General features: G+C 74.6%; 16 protein-coding genes and 1 pseudogene. 5 read left to right on the top strand and 12 right to left on the bottom strand.

Annotated elements, in window-relative coordinates; genetic code table 11:
- Position 1: 1 nt before the first annotated feature.
- From O7598_RS14195 to O7598_RS14225, 7 genes are read right to left on the bottom strand one after another with little or no spacing between them, the layout of a single operon-like run.
- Complete coding sequence (locus tag O7598_RS14195; protein ID WP_091057089.1) at positions 2-256, bottom strand: acyl carrier protein; 255 nt, start codon at positions 254-256, stop codon at positions 2-4.
- Positions 253-744, bottom strand: coding sequence for a 3-hydroxyacyl-ACP dehydratase FabZ family protein (locus O7598_RS14200; RefSeq protein ID WP_269691815.1), 492 nt, complete (start codon positions 742-744; stop codon positions 253-255). The genes O7598_RS14195 and O7598_RS14200 overlap by 4 nt, the downstream gene beginning before the upstream one ends.
- Positions 741-1,217, bottom strand: a complete 477-nt coding sequence (locus O7598_RS14205; RefSeq protein WP_269691816.1) for a hypothetical protein — start codon at positions 1,215-1,217, stop codon at positions 741-743. Before O7598_RS14205 ends, O7598_RS14200 begins: the two co-directional genes overlap by 4 nt.
- Positions 1,214-1,966, bottom strand: coding sequence for a 3-oxoacyl-[acyl-carrier-protein] reductase (fabG, locus tag O7598_RS14210; protein ID WP_269691817.1), 753 nt, complete (start codon positions 1,964-1,966; stop codon positions 1,214-1,216). Before fabG ends, O7598_RS14205 begins: the two co-directional genes overlap by 4 nt.
- Before the next feature lie 11 nt (positions 1,967-1,977).
- The gene (locus O7598_RS14215) at positions 1,978-3,225 is read right to left on the bottom strand and encodes a CaiB/BaiF CoA transferase family protein (protein ID WP_269691818.1); all 1,248 of its coding nucleotides are present in this window, start codon (positions 3,223-3,225) and stop codon (positions 1,978-1,980) included.
- Positions 3,226-3,231: 6 nt separating this feature from the next.
- Positions 3,232-4,371, bottom strand: a complete 1,140-nt coding sequence (locus O7598_RS14220; protein ID WP_269691819.1) for a steroid 3-ketoacyl-CoA thiolase — start codon at positions 4,369-4,371, stop codon at positions 3,232-3,234.
- Positions 4,372-4,415: 44 nt separating this feature from the next.
- A complete protein-coding gene (locus tag O7598_RS14225) occupies positions 4,416-5,690 on the bottom strand; it encodes a cytochrome P450 (protein WP_269691820.1) in 1,275 nt (424 codons plus the stop codon).
- A 78-nt stretch (positions 5,691-5,768) separates the two neighbouring features.
- Here O7598_RS14225 and O7598_RS14230 point away from each other — a divergent pair, with 78 nt between their 5' ends.
- The 4 genes and pseudogenes from O7598_RS14230 to O7598_RS31450 all read left to right on the top strand — a co-directional run.
- Positions 5,769-6,980 carry a cytochrome P450 gene (locus tag O7598_RS14230; RefSeq protein ID WP_269691821.1) on the top strand — a complete coding sequence of 404 codons (1,212 nt, stop codon included), beginning with the start codon at positions 5,769-5,771 and terminating at the stop codon, positions 6,978-6,980.
- Entirely contained in the window at positions 6,977-8,185 is a 1,209-nt protein-coding gene (locus O7598_RS14235) for a cytochrome P450 (protein WP_269691822.1), read from the top strand. The genes O7598_RS14230 and O7598_RS14235 overlap by 4 nt, the downstream gene beginning before the upstream one ends.
- A gap of 24 nt (positions 8,186-8,209) precedes the next feature.
- The gene (locus O7598_RS14240; protein ID WP_269691823.1) at positions 8,210-10,453 is read left to right on the top strand and encodes a xanthine dehydrogenase family protein molybdopterin-binding subunit; all 2,244 of its coding nucleotides are present in this window, start codon (positions 8,210-8,212) and stop codon (positions 10,451-10,453) included.
- A gap of 45 nt (positions 10,454-10,498) precedes the next feature.
- Positions 10,499-10,930: pseudogene (locus tag O7598_RS31450) on the top strand (nucleotidyltransferase domain-containing protein); the annotation flags it as partial.
- Positions 10,931-11,098: 168 nt separating this feature from the next.
- On the opposite strand, the gene O7598_RS14245 reads toward O7598_RS31450, so the two are convergent.
- From O7598_RS14245 to O7598_RS14255, 3 genes are read right to left on the bottom strand one after another with little or no spacing between them, the layout of a single operon-like run.
- The gene (locus O7598_RS14245) at positions 11,099-11,293 is read right to left on the bottom strand and encodes a ferredoxin (RefSeq protein WP_181568405.1); all 195 of its coding nucleotides are present in this window, start codon (positions 11,291-11,293) and stop codon (positions 11,099-11,101) included.
- A 3-nt stretch (positions 11,294-11,296) separates the two neighbouring features.
- Complete coding sequence (locus O7598_RS14250; protein ID WP_269691824.1) at positions 11,297-12,322, bottom strand: methyltransferase; 1,026 nt, start codon at positions 12,320-12,322, stop codon at positions 11,297-11,299.
- Between the two features lie 10 nt (positions 12,323-12,332).
- Positions 12,333-13,370: a methyltransferase gene (locus O7598_RS14255; protein WP_269691825.1), complete on the bottom strand. Its 1,038-nt coding sequence runs from the start codon at positions 13,368-13,370 to the stop codon at positions 12,333-12,335.
- A gap of 92 nt (positions 13,371-13,462) precedes the next feature.
- Between O7598_RS14255 and O7598_RS14260 the strand changes: the two genes are divergently transcribed.
- Positions 13,463-15,055, top strand: a complete 1,593-nt coding sequence (locus O7598_RS14260; protein WP_269691826.1) for a (2,3-dihydroxybenzoyl)adenylate synthase — start codon at positions 13,463-13,465, stop codon at positions 15,053-15,055.
- 39 nt (positions 15,056-15,094) lie between these two features.
- Here O7598_RS14260 and O7598_RS14265 read toward each other — a convergent pair whose 3' ends face one another.
- Positions 15,095-16,228 carry a class I SAM-dependent methyltransferase gene (locus O7598_RS14265; RefSeq protein ID WP_269691827.1) on the bottom strand — a complete coding sequence of 378 codons (1,134 nt, stop codon included), beginning with the start codon at positions 16,226-16,228 and terminating at the stop codon, positions 15,095-15,097.
- Positions 16,225-16,530 carry an acyl carrier protein gene (locus tag O7598_RS14270; RefSeq protein WP_091057136.1) on the bottom strand — a complete coding sequence of 102 codons (306 nt, stop codon included), beginning with the start codon at positions 16,528-16,530 and terminating at the stop codon, positions 16,225-16,227. Before O7598_RS14270 ends, O7598_RS14265 begins: the two co-directional genes overlap by 4 nt.
- Positions 16,531-16,542 lie beyond the last annotated feature (12 nt).

Here is a 16,542-nt window from a genome sequence, read left to right on the forward strand (position 1 = left end):
CTCAGTCCTGCCAGCCGGCGTACCGCGCCACCACCTCGTGCACGGCCTTCAGGCTGCGCATCTCGTTCAGCTCGGCCTGCGGGATCTCCACCTTGTAGGTCTTCTCGATCCGGGCCAGGATCTCGATCGCCCGCAGCGAGTCCGCCTCGTACTCCTCGACGAAGTCGGCCGTGTCGGCGACCTCCTCCGGCTCCATCTCGAGCACCTCGGCGACGATCTCCCGCAGCTGCTCCAGGTGCTTGTCGCGTTCACTCATCGCGGTTCCTCCCTCTCATCTCGCGGCTCGACGATGGCGTCGACCGCCCGGACGACGGCCATCATCGAGTCGAACTCGGCCACCCGCCGCTCCCCGACCCAGCTGGACCCGGAGGCGAACGCGGCGCCGTCGACGACCTGCTCCAGCCGGACCCGGTGGCGTATCACGTCGCCCGGGTGCACCGGGCTCAGCAGGGCGACGTCGCGGGCCGCGGTGAACATCGGCAGCCCCGCCGTGCCGGACCGCCGTGACAGCAGCCAGAGCACCGCCGCGCCCTGGCCGAACGACTCGATCAGCAGCGACGCCGGGTAGGCGTACCGGTCGGCGGGCTGTCCCTCGGCGATGCCCCGGTAGCAGGGCTCGCAGCCGCTCACCGCCTTGACGCCGGTCAGGCTCTCCCCCGGCGTCACGTCCTCGACCCGGTCGAGCAGCAGCATCGGGTACCGGTGCGGCAGCAGCGCGCGCAGCGCGGCGTGCTCCAGTCTCATCGGCCGTCGTCCCCGTCCTCGACCGGCCAGCGGAACACCGCCCGCACGGTCGCGGTCCGCACCCCGTCCCCGCGTACGCAGCGGGCGGTGACCTCGAAGGACTGGTCCTCGGCGACCGGGCCGACGGACGCCTCGACGGTCAGCGTGTCGCCGGCCAGCAGCGGGGCGAGGAACCGGGCCGAGCGCAGCCGGTGCAGCTCCGGCGGCCGGCCGGCGCAGTGGCCGACCGCCGCGGTGACCGCCTGCCGCAGCGTCTCCAGGGTGAACACCCCCGGGTAGACGGTCAGCTCGGGAAAGTGCCCGGTCAGGTAGACGTCGTCCGGGTCGACCGTGGTGCCGGCGCGCAGGGTGATCCCGCCGCGTGGGCCGGCGGCGACCTCGACCCACGCGACGGCCGGCAGCGGCGCGGCCGCCTCGGCGTACGTCTGGGCGGGGGTGCGGTCCGGGGCGAACGCGGGCGCGGCGGCGGTCACAGCACGATCCCCCCGTCGACCCGCACGACCTGGCCGGTGAGGTATGCGGCCCGGTCGGACAGCAGGAACTCGACCAGCTCGGCGACGTCCTCCGGGGTGCCGAAGCGGCCCAACGGGATCTGCTTGAGCGCCTGCTCGCGCAGCTTGCCGGCCAGCGCCGCGGTCATGTCGGTCTCGATGAAGCCGGGCGCCACCACGTTGACCCGGACGCCGTGCCCGGCGACCTCCTTGGCCAGCGAGCGGCTGAACCCGATGATGCCGGCCTTGCTGGCGGCGTAGTTGGTCTGCCCGGTGTTGCCGGTGACGCCGGCGACCGAGGAAAGGTTGACCACGGCGCCGCGCCGGCGCTTGAGGAAGCGGAACGCGACAGTGCGGCAGACGTTCCAGGTGCCGGTCAGGTTGGTGTCGATGACGTCGTGCCAGTCGTCCGGGCCCATCAGCACCAGCGGCCGGTCCCGGGTGATGCCGGCGTTGTTGACCAGCGCGGTGAGCGGGCCGAGGCGCTTCTCGGCGGCGGCGACGAACTCGTCGACCGCCGTGCGGTCGGTGACGTCGCAGGGGGCGAACCAGCTCGGCACCCCGTACGCCTCGATCTCCGCCCGGGTCTTCTCGGCCGCCTCGCCGGCGGTGTTGAAGCATCCGGCGATCGCGTAGCCCTCGGCCGCCAGCCGCAGCGCGACCGCCCGCCCGATGCCGCGCGACGCGCCGGTCACCAGCGCGCAGCGCGACGTGTCACCCGCCGTGTCCATGCCACCTCCGGTCATCCGATCGCCCGTTCCGCCCGTAGCCGCGCCCGGGTGGCCGCGTCCACCTTCAGTTCGTCGAGGATCTGCTCGGTGTCGGCGCCCGGTTCGGGGGCGCCGGCGCGCACCGCCGTCGGCGTGCGGGAGAACTTGACCGCGGGTCCGGTCAGCGGCGCGGTGCTGCCGTTTGCGAGCACGGTCTGCTGCACCATGGCCCGGGCGCGTACCTGCGGGTCGGCGGCCGCCTCGGCGAAGGTGCGGACCCGCTCGGCGGTGATCCCCGCGCCGTCGAGCGCGGCGACCACCTCGGCGCAGGTGCGCTCCGCGCACCAGCCGGCGAGCACGGCATTGACCTCGGCGCGGTTGTCCCGGCGTTCCTCGTTGGTGGCGTAGCCGGGCGCCCGGGCCAGCTCGGGCCGGCCGATCACCGTAGCGAGCCCGCGCCAGGAGCGGTCCAGCGCGACGGCGACGTATACGTGCCCGTCGGCGCAGCGGAAGCAGCCGGCCGGCACCACGAAGTCGGCCTGGTCGCCCCAGCGGCGCAGCGGCACGCCGGTCGCGCCGAGGGTCAGGTAGCCGTTGCTGGAGAACAGCAGCGCGTCCAGCATGCTCACGTCGACGTGCTGGCCCTCGCCGGTGCGGTCGCGGTGGCGCAGGGCGGCGAGCGCGCCGATCACCGCGTGCAGGCCGGCGATGTCGTCGGCGAGGAACGTGGGCGCCTTGAGCGGGGTGCCGTCGGGTTCGCCGTTGAGCGACATCCAGCCGGCGGCGGCCTGGGTGGTCGGGTCGTAGCCGGGGCGCCCGGCGTCCGGGCCGTACTGCCCGTAGCCGGAGATGGAGACCAGCACGACGTCGGGCCGCACCTCGCGGCAGGCCCGGTAGCCGACGCCCCAGGCGTCCAGGGTGCCGGGCTTGTAGTTCTCCACCACGACGTCGGCGGTGGCGACGAGCCGCAGGAACACCTCGGCCGCGCCGGGGCGGCGCAGGTCCAGCCCGATGCTGCGCTTGTTGCGGTGCACGCTCTGCCGGAACCAGGACAGCCCGGTGCCTGGGATGTGCGGCGGCATCAGCCCTTCCCGGTTGCCGGGCATCTCGACCCGCAGCACGTCGGCGCCGAGGTCGGCCAGCACGCAACTGGCGACCGGGCCGGACCAGACCTTCGTCACGTCGAGCACCCGCACGCCGTGCAGCGGTCCGGGCAGGTCGGCGCGCGCGTCGGCGTAGAACGCGGCGGCGTCGGTGGTGGCGCTCGTGTCGGTGTCCATGCCCGCCTACTCCCGCACCAACAGCGAGGCGGTGCCCAGCGAGCCGCCGCAGCACATGGTGACCAGGGCGCTGTGCCGGTCGCGGCGTTCCAGCTCGTGCAGCGCGGTGACCAGCAGCCGGGTGCCGCTGCTGCCCAGCGGGTGCCCGAGCGAGATCGCGCCGCCGTTGACGTTGACCCGGTCCAGGTCGGCGTCGTGGTGCGCGGCCCAGGACAGCACGACCGCCGCGAACGCCTCGTTGACCTCGACCAGGTCGACGTCGGAGAGGCTCATCCCGGCGCGTTTGAGCAGCTTGCGGGTGGCCACGACGGGCCCGTCGAGCAGGTAGTAGGGGTCCGCGCCGGTGACCACCTGGTGCGCCAGCCGGGCCCGGGGCCGCAGCCCGAGGGCGGTGGCGCGCTCCCGCGACATCCACAGGATGGCCGACGCGCCGTCGGAGATCTGCGAGATGGTGGCGGCGGTGTGCCGGCCGTCGGGGACCACCGGGCGCAGCGCGGCCAGGCCCTCGGCGGTGCTGTCGCGGATGCCCTCGTCGGTGGTGACGAGCGTGCCGTCGGGCAGCGGCACCGCGCTGATCTCCCGGTCGAAGCGGCCCTCGTCGCGGGCCCGGGCGGCGAGGCGCTGCGAGCGCAGGCCGTAGGCGTCCAGGTCCGCGCGGGTCAGCCCCTGCCGGGTGGCGATGCGTTCGGCGCCGCCGAACTGCGCCCGCGGCGGATCGTCGTACGGGTAGTCGGGCGTCTTGTAGTGGCCGGGCCCCTGGTAGAGGTTGGTGCCCACCGGGACCCGGCTCATCGACTCCACGCCGCAGGCGATGCCCACGTCGATCGCGCCGGCGGTGACCAGCGCGGCGATCAGGTGGTTGGCCTGCTGGGCCGAGCCGCACGAGGTGTCCACCGTGCTCGCGGCGACCTCGAAGTCGAGGCCGCTGTTGAGCCACGCGTTGCGGGTGACGTTGAGGCTCTGCTCGCCGACCTGGGTGACGCAGCCGCCGATGATCTGGTCGACGTCGCCGGGTTCCACCCCGGCGCGGCGCAGCACCTCGACCTGCACGTGTCGCAGCAGCTGCACGGCCTTCAGGCCGGACAGCGCCCCGTCGCGTCTGCCGATCGGGGTGCGGACCGCCTCGACGATCACCGCCTCCGGCATCGGTCCCCCCCTTCTCGGCTGTCGGCGTGTGGTGGTGTGGTTTCTCAGGCGGGTACGAGCCGCACCCGCAGCTCCTCCAGCCCGCGGAACGTGCTGCTGTGCCGCCACTCCAGGTCGATCTCGTCGATGTCCGGGTCGGCCAGTTCGACCACCGCGAACCGGTCGACCAGGCGGCGGAACGCGATCTGGCCCTCGGCGCGGGCGAGCTGGGCGCCGAGGCAGTGGTGCGGGCCCCAGGCGAACGACAGCGGCGTCTCCGGCGGTTCGGCGCCGGCGAATCGGGCGATGTCGAGGGTGTCCGGGTCGGCGTAGCGGGCCGGGTCCCGGTTGGCCGCGCCGATCAGCGTGATGACGTGTTCGCCGGCGCTCAGCGGGGTGCCGTCGAGGAACGCGGTGTCCTCGACCGCGGCCCGGCCCAGCACGTGCACCGGGGAGTCGTAGCGCAGCAACTCCTCGATGGCCGAGCGGGTCAGGTCCGGCTCGGCGCGCAGTCGGTCGAGCTGGTCGGGGTTGCGGCACAGGGCGTGGGTGCCGAGGCCGATCAGGTCGGTCATGGTCTGGAACCCGGCGCCGAAGAGCAGCACGATGACCTGGATCAGCTCGTCGAGGCCGAGCCGGTCGCCGTCGATCTCGACCTGTCCCAGCGCGGAGGCGAGGTCGTCGCGCGGGTTCTCCCGGCGCTTGCGGACCAGGTCGGTGAAGTATTCCTCCATCTCACCGAGAGCCTGGTCGGAGGCCTTGAGCACCTCTTCGGGGGCGAAGATCTCCAGCCCGGCGGAGGCGGCCCGGGTGAGCCGGCGCAGCAGCGGCCAGTCCTCCGGCGGCACGCCGACCAGCTCGCCGATCACCATCACCGGCAGCGGGAAGCCGAACGAGCCGACGATGTCGACCTCGCCGCCGCCCGGGCCGACCTGGCGGGCGACGTCGTCGAGCAGCCCGTCGACGAAGCCGGCGAGCCGGGGACGCAGGGTCTCCACCCGGCGGGGGGTGAACACCCGGCTGACCAGCCCGCGCAGCCGGGTGTGCTCCGGCCCGTCGAGGAAGAGCAGCGTACGGGCGCCCTGGCGGCCACGGGAGTCGCCCATGCGGGGGCGTTGCGCCGACTTGTCCAGCGCCGGGTTGCGCAGTTGGGCGCGGCACTCGTCGTAGCCGGTGAGCACCCAGCCGACTCCCTGGCCGGGCTGCTCCATCCGGTACTTCGACGCCGCGGCACGCAGCGCGTGGTAGTGCGGGTAGGGGCTGCTGACGGTGGCCGGGGCCTTCATCAGCAACTCCATCGCGATGATCCGGGGATCAGCGCTCGCCACGGTCTCGGTCATGACACCGGAGCCTAATCGCGTTTCCCGTATCTCGGAAGCACTTGTTTCTCGTATCTTTGGTTGCGCATACTGGCGGGCATGACGACGGCCCGTACCCGCATGCCGCCGAGATTCGACGCGCGCGACCCGGCCGTGGTCGCCGACCCCTACCCCACCTACGCCGCGCTGCGCGCGGCCGGGCCGCTGTGCCGGATGGGACCCGGAAGCTGGGGCGTCACCCGCTACGCCGACGTCGCCCGGCTGGTCCGAGACCCCCGCCTGGGCAGCGAGTTCCCGCCCGACTACCACCGGATGTCGGCCGGCGACGGCCCCGCCGGGTCGTTCTTCGGCAGCATCATCCTCTACCGCGACCCGCCCGAGCACGGCCGGCTGCGCCGGCTGATGGCCCGGGCGTTCAACCCCGCCCTGGTCCGCCGGCTGCGCCCCACCATCGAGGCGATGGTCACCGAGCTGCTCGACCCGGCGGAACGCGCCGGCCGGTTCGACGCGGTCTCGGATCTCGCCTTTCCGCTGCCGGTGATGGTGGTCTGCGCGCTGATGGGCATCCCGCCGGCCGACCACGAGAAGATCCGGCCGCACGCGCTCGACCTCAGCAAGGCGTTCGCCGCGATCGTGCCCGAGCAGGACCGGCCGGCCGCCGACCGGGCGGTCGAGTGGCTGCGCGGCTACCTCGGCGAGATCCTCGACCGACGCCGCGCCCAACCCGGCGACGACCTGCTGTCCCGGATGCTCGCGGCCACCGACGACGACGGCGCGGTGCTCGCCGCCGACGAGATCGTGGACAACGCGGTGTTCGCGTTCTTCGCCGGCTTCGAGACCACCACCAACCTGCTCGCCACCGGGGTCGCCGCGCTGCTGGAGCACCCCGACCAGCAGGCCCTGCTGCGGGCCGACCCGACGCTGGTGCCCCGGGCGGTGGAGGAGTTCCTGCGCTACGACGGCCCGATCCAGGGCGTCGCCCGGCTGGCCCGCGAGGACGTCACCGTCGGCGACCGCACCATCCGGGCCGGGCGGGTGCTGATCCTGCTGCTGGGCAGCGCCAACCGCGACCCGGAGCAGTTCGCCGACCCGGACCGGCTCGACGTCACCCGCGAGGACAACCCGCACCTGTCCTTCGGCGGCGGCATCCACCACTGCCTCGGCGGCTACCTGGCCCGCGTCGAGGCGCAGGTGACGTTCGAGACGCTGCTGCGCCGGTTCCCCACGCTCACCGCCGCCGGCCCGGCGCGCCGGCAGACCGACGGGACGCTGCGCTCGTACGCGAGCGTGCCCGTGGCGGTCGGACCGTGACGCCCGCCGGCCGGGTCCTGCCGGCGCGGATGGACCCGCTCTCCCCCGACGTCGTCGCCGACCCCTACCCCACGTACGCGCGGGTGCGCGCCGCCGGCCCGCTGTGCCGCTTCGGCCCGGCGAGCTGGGGCGTCACCCGCCACCGCGACGTGGCCGCCCTGCTGCGCGACCGCCGGCTGAGCAACACCTTCCCCGAGGACGACCCGCAGTTCCGGATGGCGCCGGACCTGTCCCGCGACGTGTTCCGGCGGATCATCCCGACCCGTGACCCGGACGACCACAGCCGGCTGCACCAGCAGATGGTGCGCGCGTTCAGCCCCGGCGTCGCCAGGCGCAGCGCCCAGCGCATCGGCGCGATGGTGGACGAGCTGCTCGCGCTCGGGTGCGACACCGGCCGCCTGGACGCGGTGGCCGACCTGGCGTTCCCGGTGGCCGCAAGCGTGGTCTGCGAGCTGATCGGGCTGCCGGTGGCGCGCACCCGCGCGGAGGTGTGGCCCCGCGCGGCCGCGCTCGGCCGGGCGTTCACCCCGTTCCTGCCCGCGGCCGACCGCCCGGCCGCCGACGCCGCGCTGAGCTGGCTGCGCGGCTACGTGCGCGACGTGCTCGCCGAACGGCGCGCGGACCCCGACGGCGACCTGCTCGACCGGATGCTCGCCGTGGCCGACCCGGCCGAGGGCGTCGAGGAGGTCGTCGACAACATCGTCTTCCTCTGCTTCACCGGCTACGAGACCACCATGAACATGGTCTGCACCGGCACGGTGGCGCTGGCGCGGCAGCCGGACGAGTGGCGGCGGCTGCGCGCCGACCCGTCGCTGGCCGGCACCGCCGCCGAGGAGTTCGTCCGGTTCGACGCGCCGATCCAGTACACCGCCCGGCTGGCGCTGGAGCCGATCGCGGTCGGCGACCGGGTGATCCGCCCCGGCCGCTCGGTGTTCCTGCTGCTCGGCTGCGCCAACCACGACGAAGAGGTGTTCGCCGACCCCGGCCGGGTCGACATCGGACGCCGGCCCAACCCGCACGTCGGGTTCGGCGGCGGCGTCCGGGGCTGTCTCGGCGCGGCGCTGGCCCGCATCGAAGGAGCGGTGATCTTCGACCGGCTCGCCCGGCGGCTCGCCGGCCTGGAGTTGGCCGCGCCGCCGGAGCGGGAGCCCAGCGCCCTGTTCCGGTCCTACGCGTCGATCCCGCTCGCCGTCACCCCGGCCTGAGCCGGCGCACCGAGGAGTCGCCAGATGTCAGTGATCGGCCGCCCGGTCCGGCGTACCGAGGACCGTGTCCTGCTCACCACCGGCGGCACGTACGTCGACGACGTCGTCGTGCCCGGCAGCCTGGACCTGGTGTTCGTCCGCTCCACCGTGGCGCACGGCCGGCTGCGCGGCGTCGACACCTCGGCCGCCCGGCGGGCGCCCGGCGTGGTCGCCGTGTTCACCGCCGCCGACGTGGACCTGCCGCCGCTACCACCCGAGGCCGGGGTGCTCAACCAGAAGATGACCACGCCGCTGCTGGCCGACGGCGTGGTCCGGTTCGTCGGTGAACCGGTCGCCGCGGTGGTGGCGACCGGCCGGGCCGAGGCGGTCGACGCCGCCGCGCTCGTCGCCGTCGACGTGGACCCGCTGCCGCCGCTTGTCGACCCGGACGAGGCGCTCACCGACGCGCTGGTGCTGCACCCCGACGCCGGCACCAACATGGTGCTCAAGCTCGGTTTCCGCCGCCCGGCCGGCCGGGCCGAGCTGCACGAGGGCGCCGAGGTGGTGATCCGGCAACGGATGACCAACCAGCGCGTCGCGCCCTGTCCGCTGGAGGCGCGGGCCGGGCAGGCCGAGTGGGGGCCGGACGGGCTGCGCTACCGGGCCGGCAGCCAGGCGGTGCACCTGTGGCGGGCGCAGATGGCGGCGGCGCTGGGCGAACCGGAGGACCGCGTCCGGGTGGTCAACGGCGACGTCGGCGGCGCGTTCGGCTCCAAGGCGTTCGCCGGCCGCGAGGACGTGCTGCTGGCCTGGGCGGCCCGGCGACTGGACCGGCCGGTGCGCTGGGCGGAGACCCGCAGCGAGAGCATGGTCGCCGCCGGGCACGGGCGGGCCCAGCGGCAGAGCGCCGAACTGGGCGGCACCCGCGACGGGCGGATCGTGTCGTACGCGCTGGACGTGGTGCAGGACGCCGGCGCTTATCCGCGCATCGGGTCGATCCTGCCGTTCTGGACCCGGACCATGCTGACCGGCCCGTACCGGATCGACCGGGCCCGGTTCTCCTCGGCCAGCGTCACCACGACCACCACGCCGGTGGTGTCCTACCGGGGTGCCGGGCAGCCCGAGGCGGTGGCCGCGCTGGAACGCATGATCGACCTGTACGCCGCGGAGATCGGCCTGGACCCGGCCGAGGTGCGCCGGCGCAACCTGCTGCCGCCGGAGAGCTTCCCGGTCACCACCGTCACCCGCGCCCGCTACGACAACGGTGACTACCCGGCCGCGCTGGAGCGGGTGCTCGCCGAGGCCGACTATCCGGCGCTGCGCGCCGAGCAGTCGGCCCGCCGCGCCCGCGGCGACGTGTGCCGGCTCGGCGTCGGCCTGTCCACGTTCGTCGAGCTCACCGGCGCGGACACCCGCAGCGAGTACGCCTCGGCGCGCCTCGAGGAGGACGGCCGGGTGACGGTCCGCTCCGGCACCTGCCCGCACGGTCAGGGGCACGGCACCGCCTGGGCGATGCTCGCCGCCGACGTGCTCGGCGTGCCGGTGGACCGGATCGACGTGCTGTTCTCCGACACCGGCACGATCCCGGCCGGCGGCGGCACCGGCGGGTCCCGCTCGTTGCAGACCGGCGGGATGGCGGTCCGGGAGGCGGCGCTGGCGCTCGTCGAGCGGGGCCGGGACGCGGCCGGCGCTCGGCTGGGCGTACCCGCCGACGCGGTCGAGTTCGCCGACGGCCGGTTCCGGGCCGCGTCCGGCAGCGATGTCGGCTGGGCCGACCTGGCCGGCGGCGACGGCCTGCACGCCGAGGCGACGTTCCAGCCGTCGGCCGCCACCTGCCCGTACGGGGCGCACCTGGCGGTGGTCGAGGTGGACGTGGAGACCGGCCGGGTGACCCTGCTGCGGGTGGTGGCGGTCGACGACGCGGGGGTGCTGCTCAACCCGTTGCTGGCCGAGGGGCAGGTGCACGGCGGGCTGGCGCAGGGTGCCGGGCAGGCGCTCGTGGAGGAGGTCCGCTTCGCCCCCGACGGCACGCCGCTGCACGGCGACCTGCACCGCTACACGATGGTCGGTGCGGCCGAGCTGCCCTCGTTCGACACGGTGGCGATGCAGACGCCGACGACGGTGAACCCGCTGGGCGCCAAGGGCCTGGGCGAGTCGGGCGCGGTGGGGCTGCCGCCGGCGGTGCAGAACGCGGTGGTCGACGCCGTACGCCACCTGGGTGTGCGGCACGTCGACATGCCGCTGACCGCGGAGCGGGTCTGGTCGGCGATCCGGGCCGCGACCGCCTGACCCGCCGGTGGCGAGGGGTGCCGATACCGTGGCGCCGTGCCGAGGATGACCGTGCGGGACGTGACCGAGATCGTCGGTGGCCTCGCCGCCGACGGGATCACCGTGTGGGTCGATGGCGGCTGGTGCGTGGACGCCCTTGTCGGGCGCGAGCTGCGCGAGCACGCAGATCTCGACGTCGCCGTGAGTCGTGCGGATGAGGGGGCTCTGCGCGGCTGGTTCGGTGGGCGAGGTTACGCACACCGGCCGAGGGCCGGCGAGTCGGCGTGGAACTTCGTGCTCGGTGACGCCCGGGGGCGCGACGTCGACGTGCACGTGTTCGAGTACGACGAGCAGGGGCGGCACGTCTACGGGATCGCGTACCCGGCGGAGTCGTTGACCGGACGCGCCACTCTCGGCGGACTCGATGTGCACTGCATCGCACCGGAGTGGATGTTCCGTTTCAAGACCGCCTACGATCCGGCCCCGAAGGATCTTCTCGACGTGCACGCCCTGGCGGGCAGGTTCGGCTACGAGCTGCCCCCGACCCACCGCGCCGTCCAGGCGAGCGAGCCGGATCCGGGCCCGGCCGGAATCCGAAGCTCACCGCGGCGTCGCGCAGGAGTTGTCCGACCGGGCCCGACGGGGCGGCGACCGCACGCCGTCGTCTCAGTCGTCGACGACGGAGAGGGCCTGCTTCGGGCAGCGGCGGGCGGCCTCGCGCACCCGCCTGCCCAGAGAGCCCTCCAGCGGCTGCTCGGTGACGTGCAGCAGGTCGTCCTCACCGACGTCGAACACCTCGGGAGCCTGCCCCACGCACACGGCGTTGCTCTCACAGCGGGAGTAGTCCACGACCAGTCGCATCGCTCACGCCTCCGTCTTCGGCACGATCTCGAGGATGGGGAACATCATGGTCGGCAGGCTGCGGGCCAGCCGCAGGCCGGCGACGTCCAGCAGCCGTTCGATGTGCTCGCGGGAGCGGGCGCCGCCGCCGACCATGGCCAGCAGCAGCAGGTCGTAGAGGCGGCCGACGTCGAAGCGGTCGCCGGGCTCGACCACCGGCTCCAGCACCAGCAGCCGGCTGTCCGGCCGCATCGCCGCGCGCACCGCGCTGAGCAGCCGCACCGCGTTGTCGTCGTCCCAGCCGTAGAGGATGCGCTTGAGCATGTAGGCGTCCGCGCCGGCCGGGACCGTCTCGAAGAAGCTGCCGCCGGTGACCGTGCAGCGCTGGGCGACGTCGAGCTTCTGCAGCACCGGCTCGGCCTCGGCGACCACGTGGGGCAGGTCGAACAGGGTGCCGCGCAGGTTCGGGAAGCGGGCCATGATGCCGCCGAGGAAGGCGCCGTTGCCGCCGCCGACGTCGACCATGGTGGCCAGCTCACCCCACGGGTACGCGGGCAGCGCGGCGCGTAGCTCCAGCCGGGTGGCGGCCTGTTGGGAGGCGTCGAAGCGGGCACTGTCGCGCGGGTGCGCGGCCATGTAGGACCAGTAGCCCTCCGGGTGCACCTCGTCGAAGGCGGCCTTGCCGGTGCGGATGCTGTGGTCGAAGTGCGCCCACGCCTCGATGTCGGGTTCCAGCAGCGGGTAGGCGTCGCGCAGCGACAGCGGGTGGTCGGTGCGCAGTGGTTCGGCGAGTGGGGTGAGGCCGAACACCTCGGGTTCGACCTCGGTGAAGATGCCCTTGCCGGCCAGCGCGCGCAGCGCCCGCAGGAGTGAGGGCGCGTGCGCGCCGGTGGCTTCGGCGAGGTCGTCGACCGGGCGGGGGCCGTCGGCGAGCTGGTCGGCGATGCCGAGGTCGGCGACGGCGCGCACGGTGAACGGCACGATGTAGTCGGCCAGTTCGGTCAGTCGGAACACCGACTCGATGTCGATCCGGGGTCGGCTCGGGGCCATCGATTACCTCCTAGGGGGTGGTCGGCCGCGCCCCGGCGGGACCGGCGGCGATCACGGTGAGCGTGGGGGTGCCGACGACGCGGTCGAGCCGCAGGCCGGCGTCGGAGAGCAGACCGACCAGTTCCGCCTGGGTGCGGTGCCGGCCTGCGGTGAGGACCAGGGTGTGCACGTCGACGAGCTTCGCCACGTCGAACGCGTCGCCGGCCGGGATGATCGCCTCCAGCAGCAGCAGCCGGCTCTCCGGCCGCATCGCCTCGGCGATGCGGCGCAGGATCGCGGTGGCCTGGGCGTCGTCCCAGCCGGGCAGGATCGTCTTGAGCACGTAGAGGTCGGCGCCGGCCGGAACCGGGTCGAAGAAGCTGCCGGGCACGATCCGGCAGCGGCCGGTCACCGCCGCGCGCTCCAGCAGCGCCGGTGCGGCGGCGACCACGTGCGGCAGGTCGAGCAGGACGCCGCGCAGCTGCCGGTAGCGAGTCAGCAGCCCGGCGAGGAACGCGCCGTCGCCGCCGCCGACGTCGACCACCTCGCGCGCCCGGTCCCACGGCCAGGCCGGCAGGACGGTACGCAGGTGCAGCTTGGTCAGGCTGGACATCCACCGGTCCACGGCCAGGCTGTCGGCGGGGTGCCGTTCCAGGTGCGACCAGTAGTCGGTGCCGTGCACGCGTGGGAAGGCGGCCTCGCCGGTACGCAGGCAGCGGCCGAGCCCGGCCCAGGCGCGCACGTCGGCGGCGAGCAGCGGGTAGGCGTCGCGCAGCGACAGCGGGTGGTCGGTGCGCAGTGGTTCGGCGAGCGGGGTGAGGCCGAACACCTCGGGTTCGACCTCGGTGAAGATGCCCTTGCCGGCCAGCGCGCGCAGCGCCCGCAGCAGCGACGGTGCGTGCGCCCCGGTGGCCTCGGCCAGCTCCCCCACCGGGCGCGGCCCGTCGGCGAGCTGGTCGGCGACGCCGAGGTCGGCGACGACGCGCACGGTGAACGGCACGATGTAGTCGGCCAGTTCGGTGAGCCGGGTGAGGGCACCGAGATCGGCGCGGGGCCGGGCCACCAGCATCAACCGCCTCCCCTATCGCGTGTCTTGTATCTCGTGTATGTGCACACTAGCTTGTGGAGGGATCGCTGTCACCGTCGTCCCGGGAGGCTTCGATGCTCGACGGTTGTGTGGGCTGGCCCGACGACCTCGCCGCGCGCTACCGCGCCGAGGGCTACTGGCGCGGCGAGGTGCTCGGCGACCTGGGCCGGGACCTGGCCCGCTCCGATCCGCAGCGGACCGCGCTGGTCGCCGGCGAGCAGCGGGTCGGCTACGGCGAGCTGGACCGCCGCGCCGACCGGCTCGCCGCCGGCCTGCGCGAGCGCGGCATCGGCCGGCACGACCGGGTGGTCGTCCAACTGCCGAACTCGGTCGAGTTCGTGGTGGTGTGCCTGGCGCTGTTCCGCCTCGGCGCGCTGCCGGTGCTGGCGCTGCCCGCGCACCGGCGCGCCGAGATCGGCCACCTGTGCGCGCACACCGAGGCGGTGGCCTACCTGACCGTCGACCAGACCCAGGGCTTCGACCTGCGCAAGCTGGCCGCCGACGTGCGCGCCGAGACGCCGTCGCTGCGGGAGGTGTTCGTCGTCGGCGACCCCGGCGAGTTCACCGCGCTGGCGCAGGTGGACGCCGACCCGGTGCCGCTGCCCCGCCCGGACCCGGGCGACGTGGCGTTCTTCCTGCTCTCCGGCGGCTCGACGGGCGTGCCGAAGCTGATCCCACGCACCCACGACGACTACGCGTACCAGTTGCGGGCCACCGCGGCGGCGATGGGTTTCGGCGCCGACGGCGTCTACCTGGCGGCGCTGCCGGCCGCGCACAACGCGGCGCTGGGCTGCCCGGGCGTGCTCGGCGCGTTGCGCGCCGGCGGCACCGCGGTGCTGGCCGGCAGCCCCAGCCCCGACGAGGCGTTCCGGCTCATCACCCGGGAGCGGGTCACCCTGACCACCCTGATGCCGGCGTTCCTGCCGCTCTGGACCGACCTCGCGCCCGTGCTGGGCGCCGATCTCTCCGGCCTGGTGGTCGAGGTGGGCGGCGCCAACCTGAGCCCCGAGGTGGCCGACCGGGCGGTGGCCGAGCTGGGCATCCGGCTGACCCACTTCTTCGGCATGGCCGAGGGGCCGATCGCCTGCACCCGGCCCGACGACCCGCCGGAGCGCGCCGCGCACACCCAGGGCCGGCCGCTGTCGGCCGCCGACGAGTTCCGGGTGGTCGACGACACCGGCGAGCCGGTCCCCGCCGGCGAGGTGGGCGAGCTGGTCGTCGGCGGACCCACCACGCTGCGCGGCTACTACCGGGCCGCCGACTACAACGCCCACGCGTTCACCCCGGACGGCCTGCTGCGCACCGGCGACCTGGTCCGGTGGACCCCGACCGGCGAACTGGTCGTGGTCGGCCGGATCAAGGAGGTGGTGAACCGGGGCGGGGAGAAGGTCCCGGCCGGCGAGGTGGAGGAACACCTGCTCGCCCACCCGGGCGTGCGCGAGGTGGCGGTGCTCCCGGTGCCCGACCGGGTGCTCGGCGAGAAGACCTGCGCGGTGGTGGTGCCGCACGACGGCCCGCCGACGCTGGCCGAGCTGCGGGAGTTCCTCACCGGACGCGGCCTGGCTGGCTACAAGCTGCCGGACCGGCTCCAGGTGCGCGCGGCGCTGCCGTACACCGGGGTGGGCAAGGTGGACAAGCGGGCGCTCGCCGCGGAGCTGACGGCCTGAGCCGCGGGGCCGCCGGCGCGTCCGGCGGCCCCGCGGCGCTCAGCCGGTGAGGTGGTAGAGCCGGTGGAAGCGGTCGTCCACCGGCACGATCTGCATGTCGGCGAAGCCGGCGTCGGTGGCGAACCGCCGCACCTGGGCCGGGCGCAGCGCGGTCCCGGTGGCCGACGAGTCCGGCCCGGCCAGACCGGCCGGCAGGCAGTGCAGCACGCTGGTGGCGTACTGGAACCGTTCCACCTCGTCGCCGGGCGCGACGAACCGGTGTGCCACCTTGGCGTCGAGCACCAGCACCGCGCCGCCCGGCCCGCGCAGCTGGCGGCAGGCCCGCAGCACCGGCACCGGCCGGCTCATCTCGTGCAACGCGTCGAAGACGCAGACCAGGTCGTAGCCGCCGGCCGGCTCCGCCTCGGCCGCGTCGCGGCGGTGGAAGCGGACCCGGTCGGCCACCCCGGCCGCCGCAGCGTGCTCCGCCGCCGCGGCCAGCGTCGCCGCGTCCAGGTCGAAGCCGTCGACCTGCGCGAGCGGGTACGCGCGGGCCAGCGCGACACCGGCCCAGCCGGCACCGCAGCCGACGTCGGCGATCCGGCTCGGCCCGGCGGTGAGCCGATCGTGGAGTTCCGGCAGGAACGCGGCGAGCCACCCGGGCAGCGCGTGGGTGAATAACGCCCGGTTGGCGCCGGAGTGCCCGTGGCGCCAGTCGTCGCCGAACACCTCGTCCGGCACGCCCGCCCCGGTGCGGTACGCCTCCAGCAGCGCCGGCAGCGCCCCGGCCACCCCGCCCAGCGGCAGCATGGTCAGCGACACCAGCGACAGCGGGCTGTCCGAGGCGAGCAGCACCTCGGCGTGCCCCTCCGGCAGCCGGTAGACCCGTCGCTCCGGTGGCGCGGTCACGTCGTCCACGTCGAGGAAGCCGGCCACCGCCTGCTGCTCCAGCCACTCCCGCGCGTACCGGGGGGCGATCCCGGCACGCGCGCTCAGCTCGGCCGGGTCGGCCGGGCCACGGTGCAGCGCCTCGTAGAGGCCCAGCTTGGTGCCCAGGTAGCCGGCGAGCAGCTCCTGGGTGTGCAACATGGCCAGGAACAGCCGCAGCGACAACGCCCGGGCACGGCGCTGCGGCCCGTCGGCCGGCGCACCGGGCGCCGCCGGCCCCGGGGCGGGCCCGGTGCGGATGGTCAACTGGCCATCTCGCCGCGCTCGCGCAGGATCCCGGTGACGTGCTCGACGACCGCGTCGATCGTGACGATCTTGCGGGCCGTCGTCTCGTCGATCGGCGGCAGCTCGAACTCGTCCTCCAGCGTGAACGCCAGCTCCAGCAGCGCCAGCGAGTGGAAGCCGAGATCCTCGACCAGCCGCGAGTCGCCGGCGCCCTCGATCTGCTCCGGGTTCGGTGCCAGTTCGGTGACGATCGCCGTCACCGACTCGCGGACGTCCTCCTCGGTACGCACCTCGGTCGGGGTCGACCTGGTCGCCTCGGTCATTGCCGCCTCCTG

Source organism: Micromonospora sp. WMMC241 (assembly GCF_027460165.1).
In the GTDB taxonomy this organism is placed as follows: Bacteria; Actinomycetota; Actinomycetes; order Mycobacteriales; family Micromonosporaceae; genus Micromonospora; species Micromonospora humi.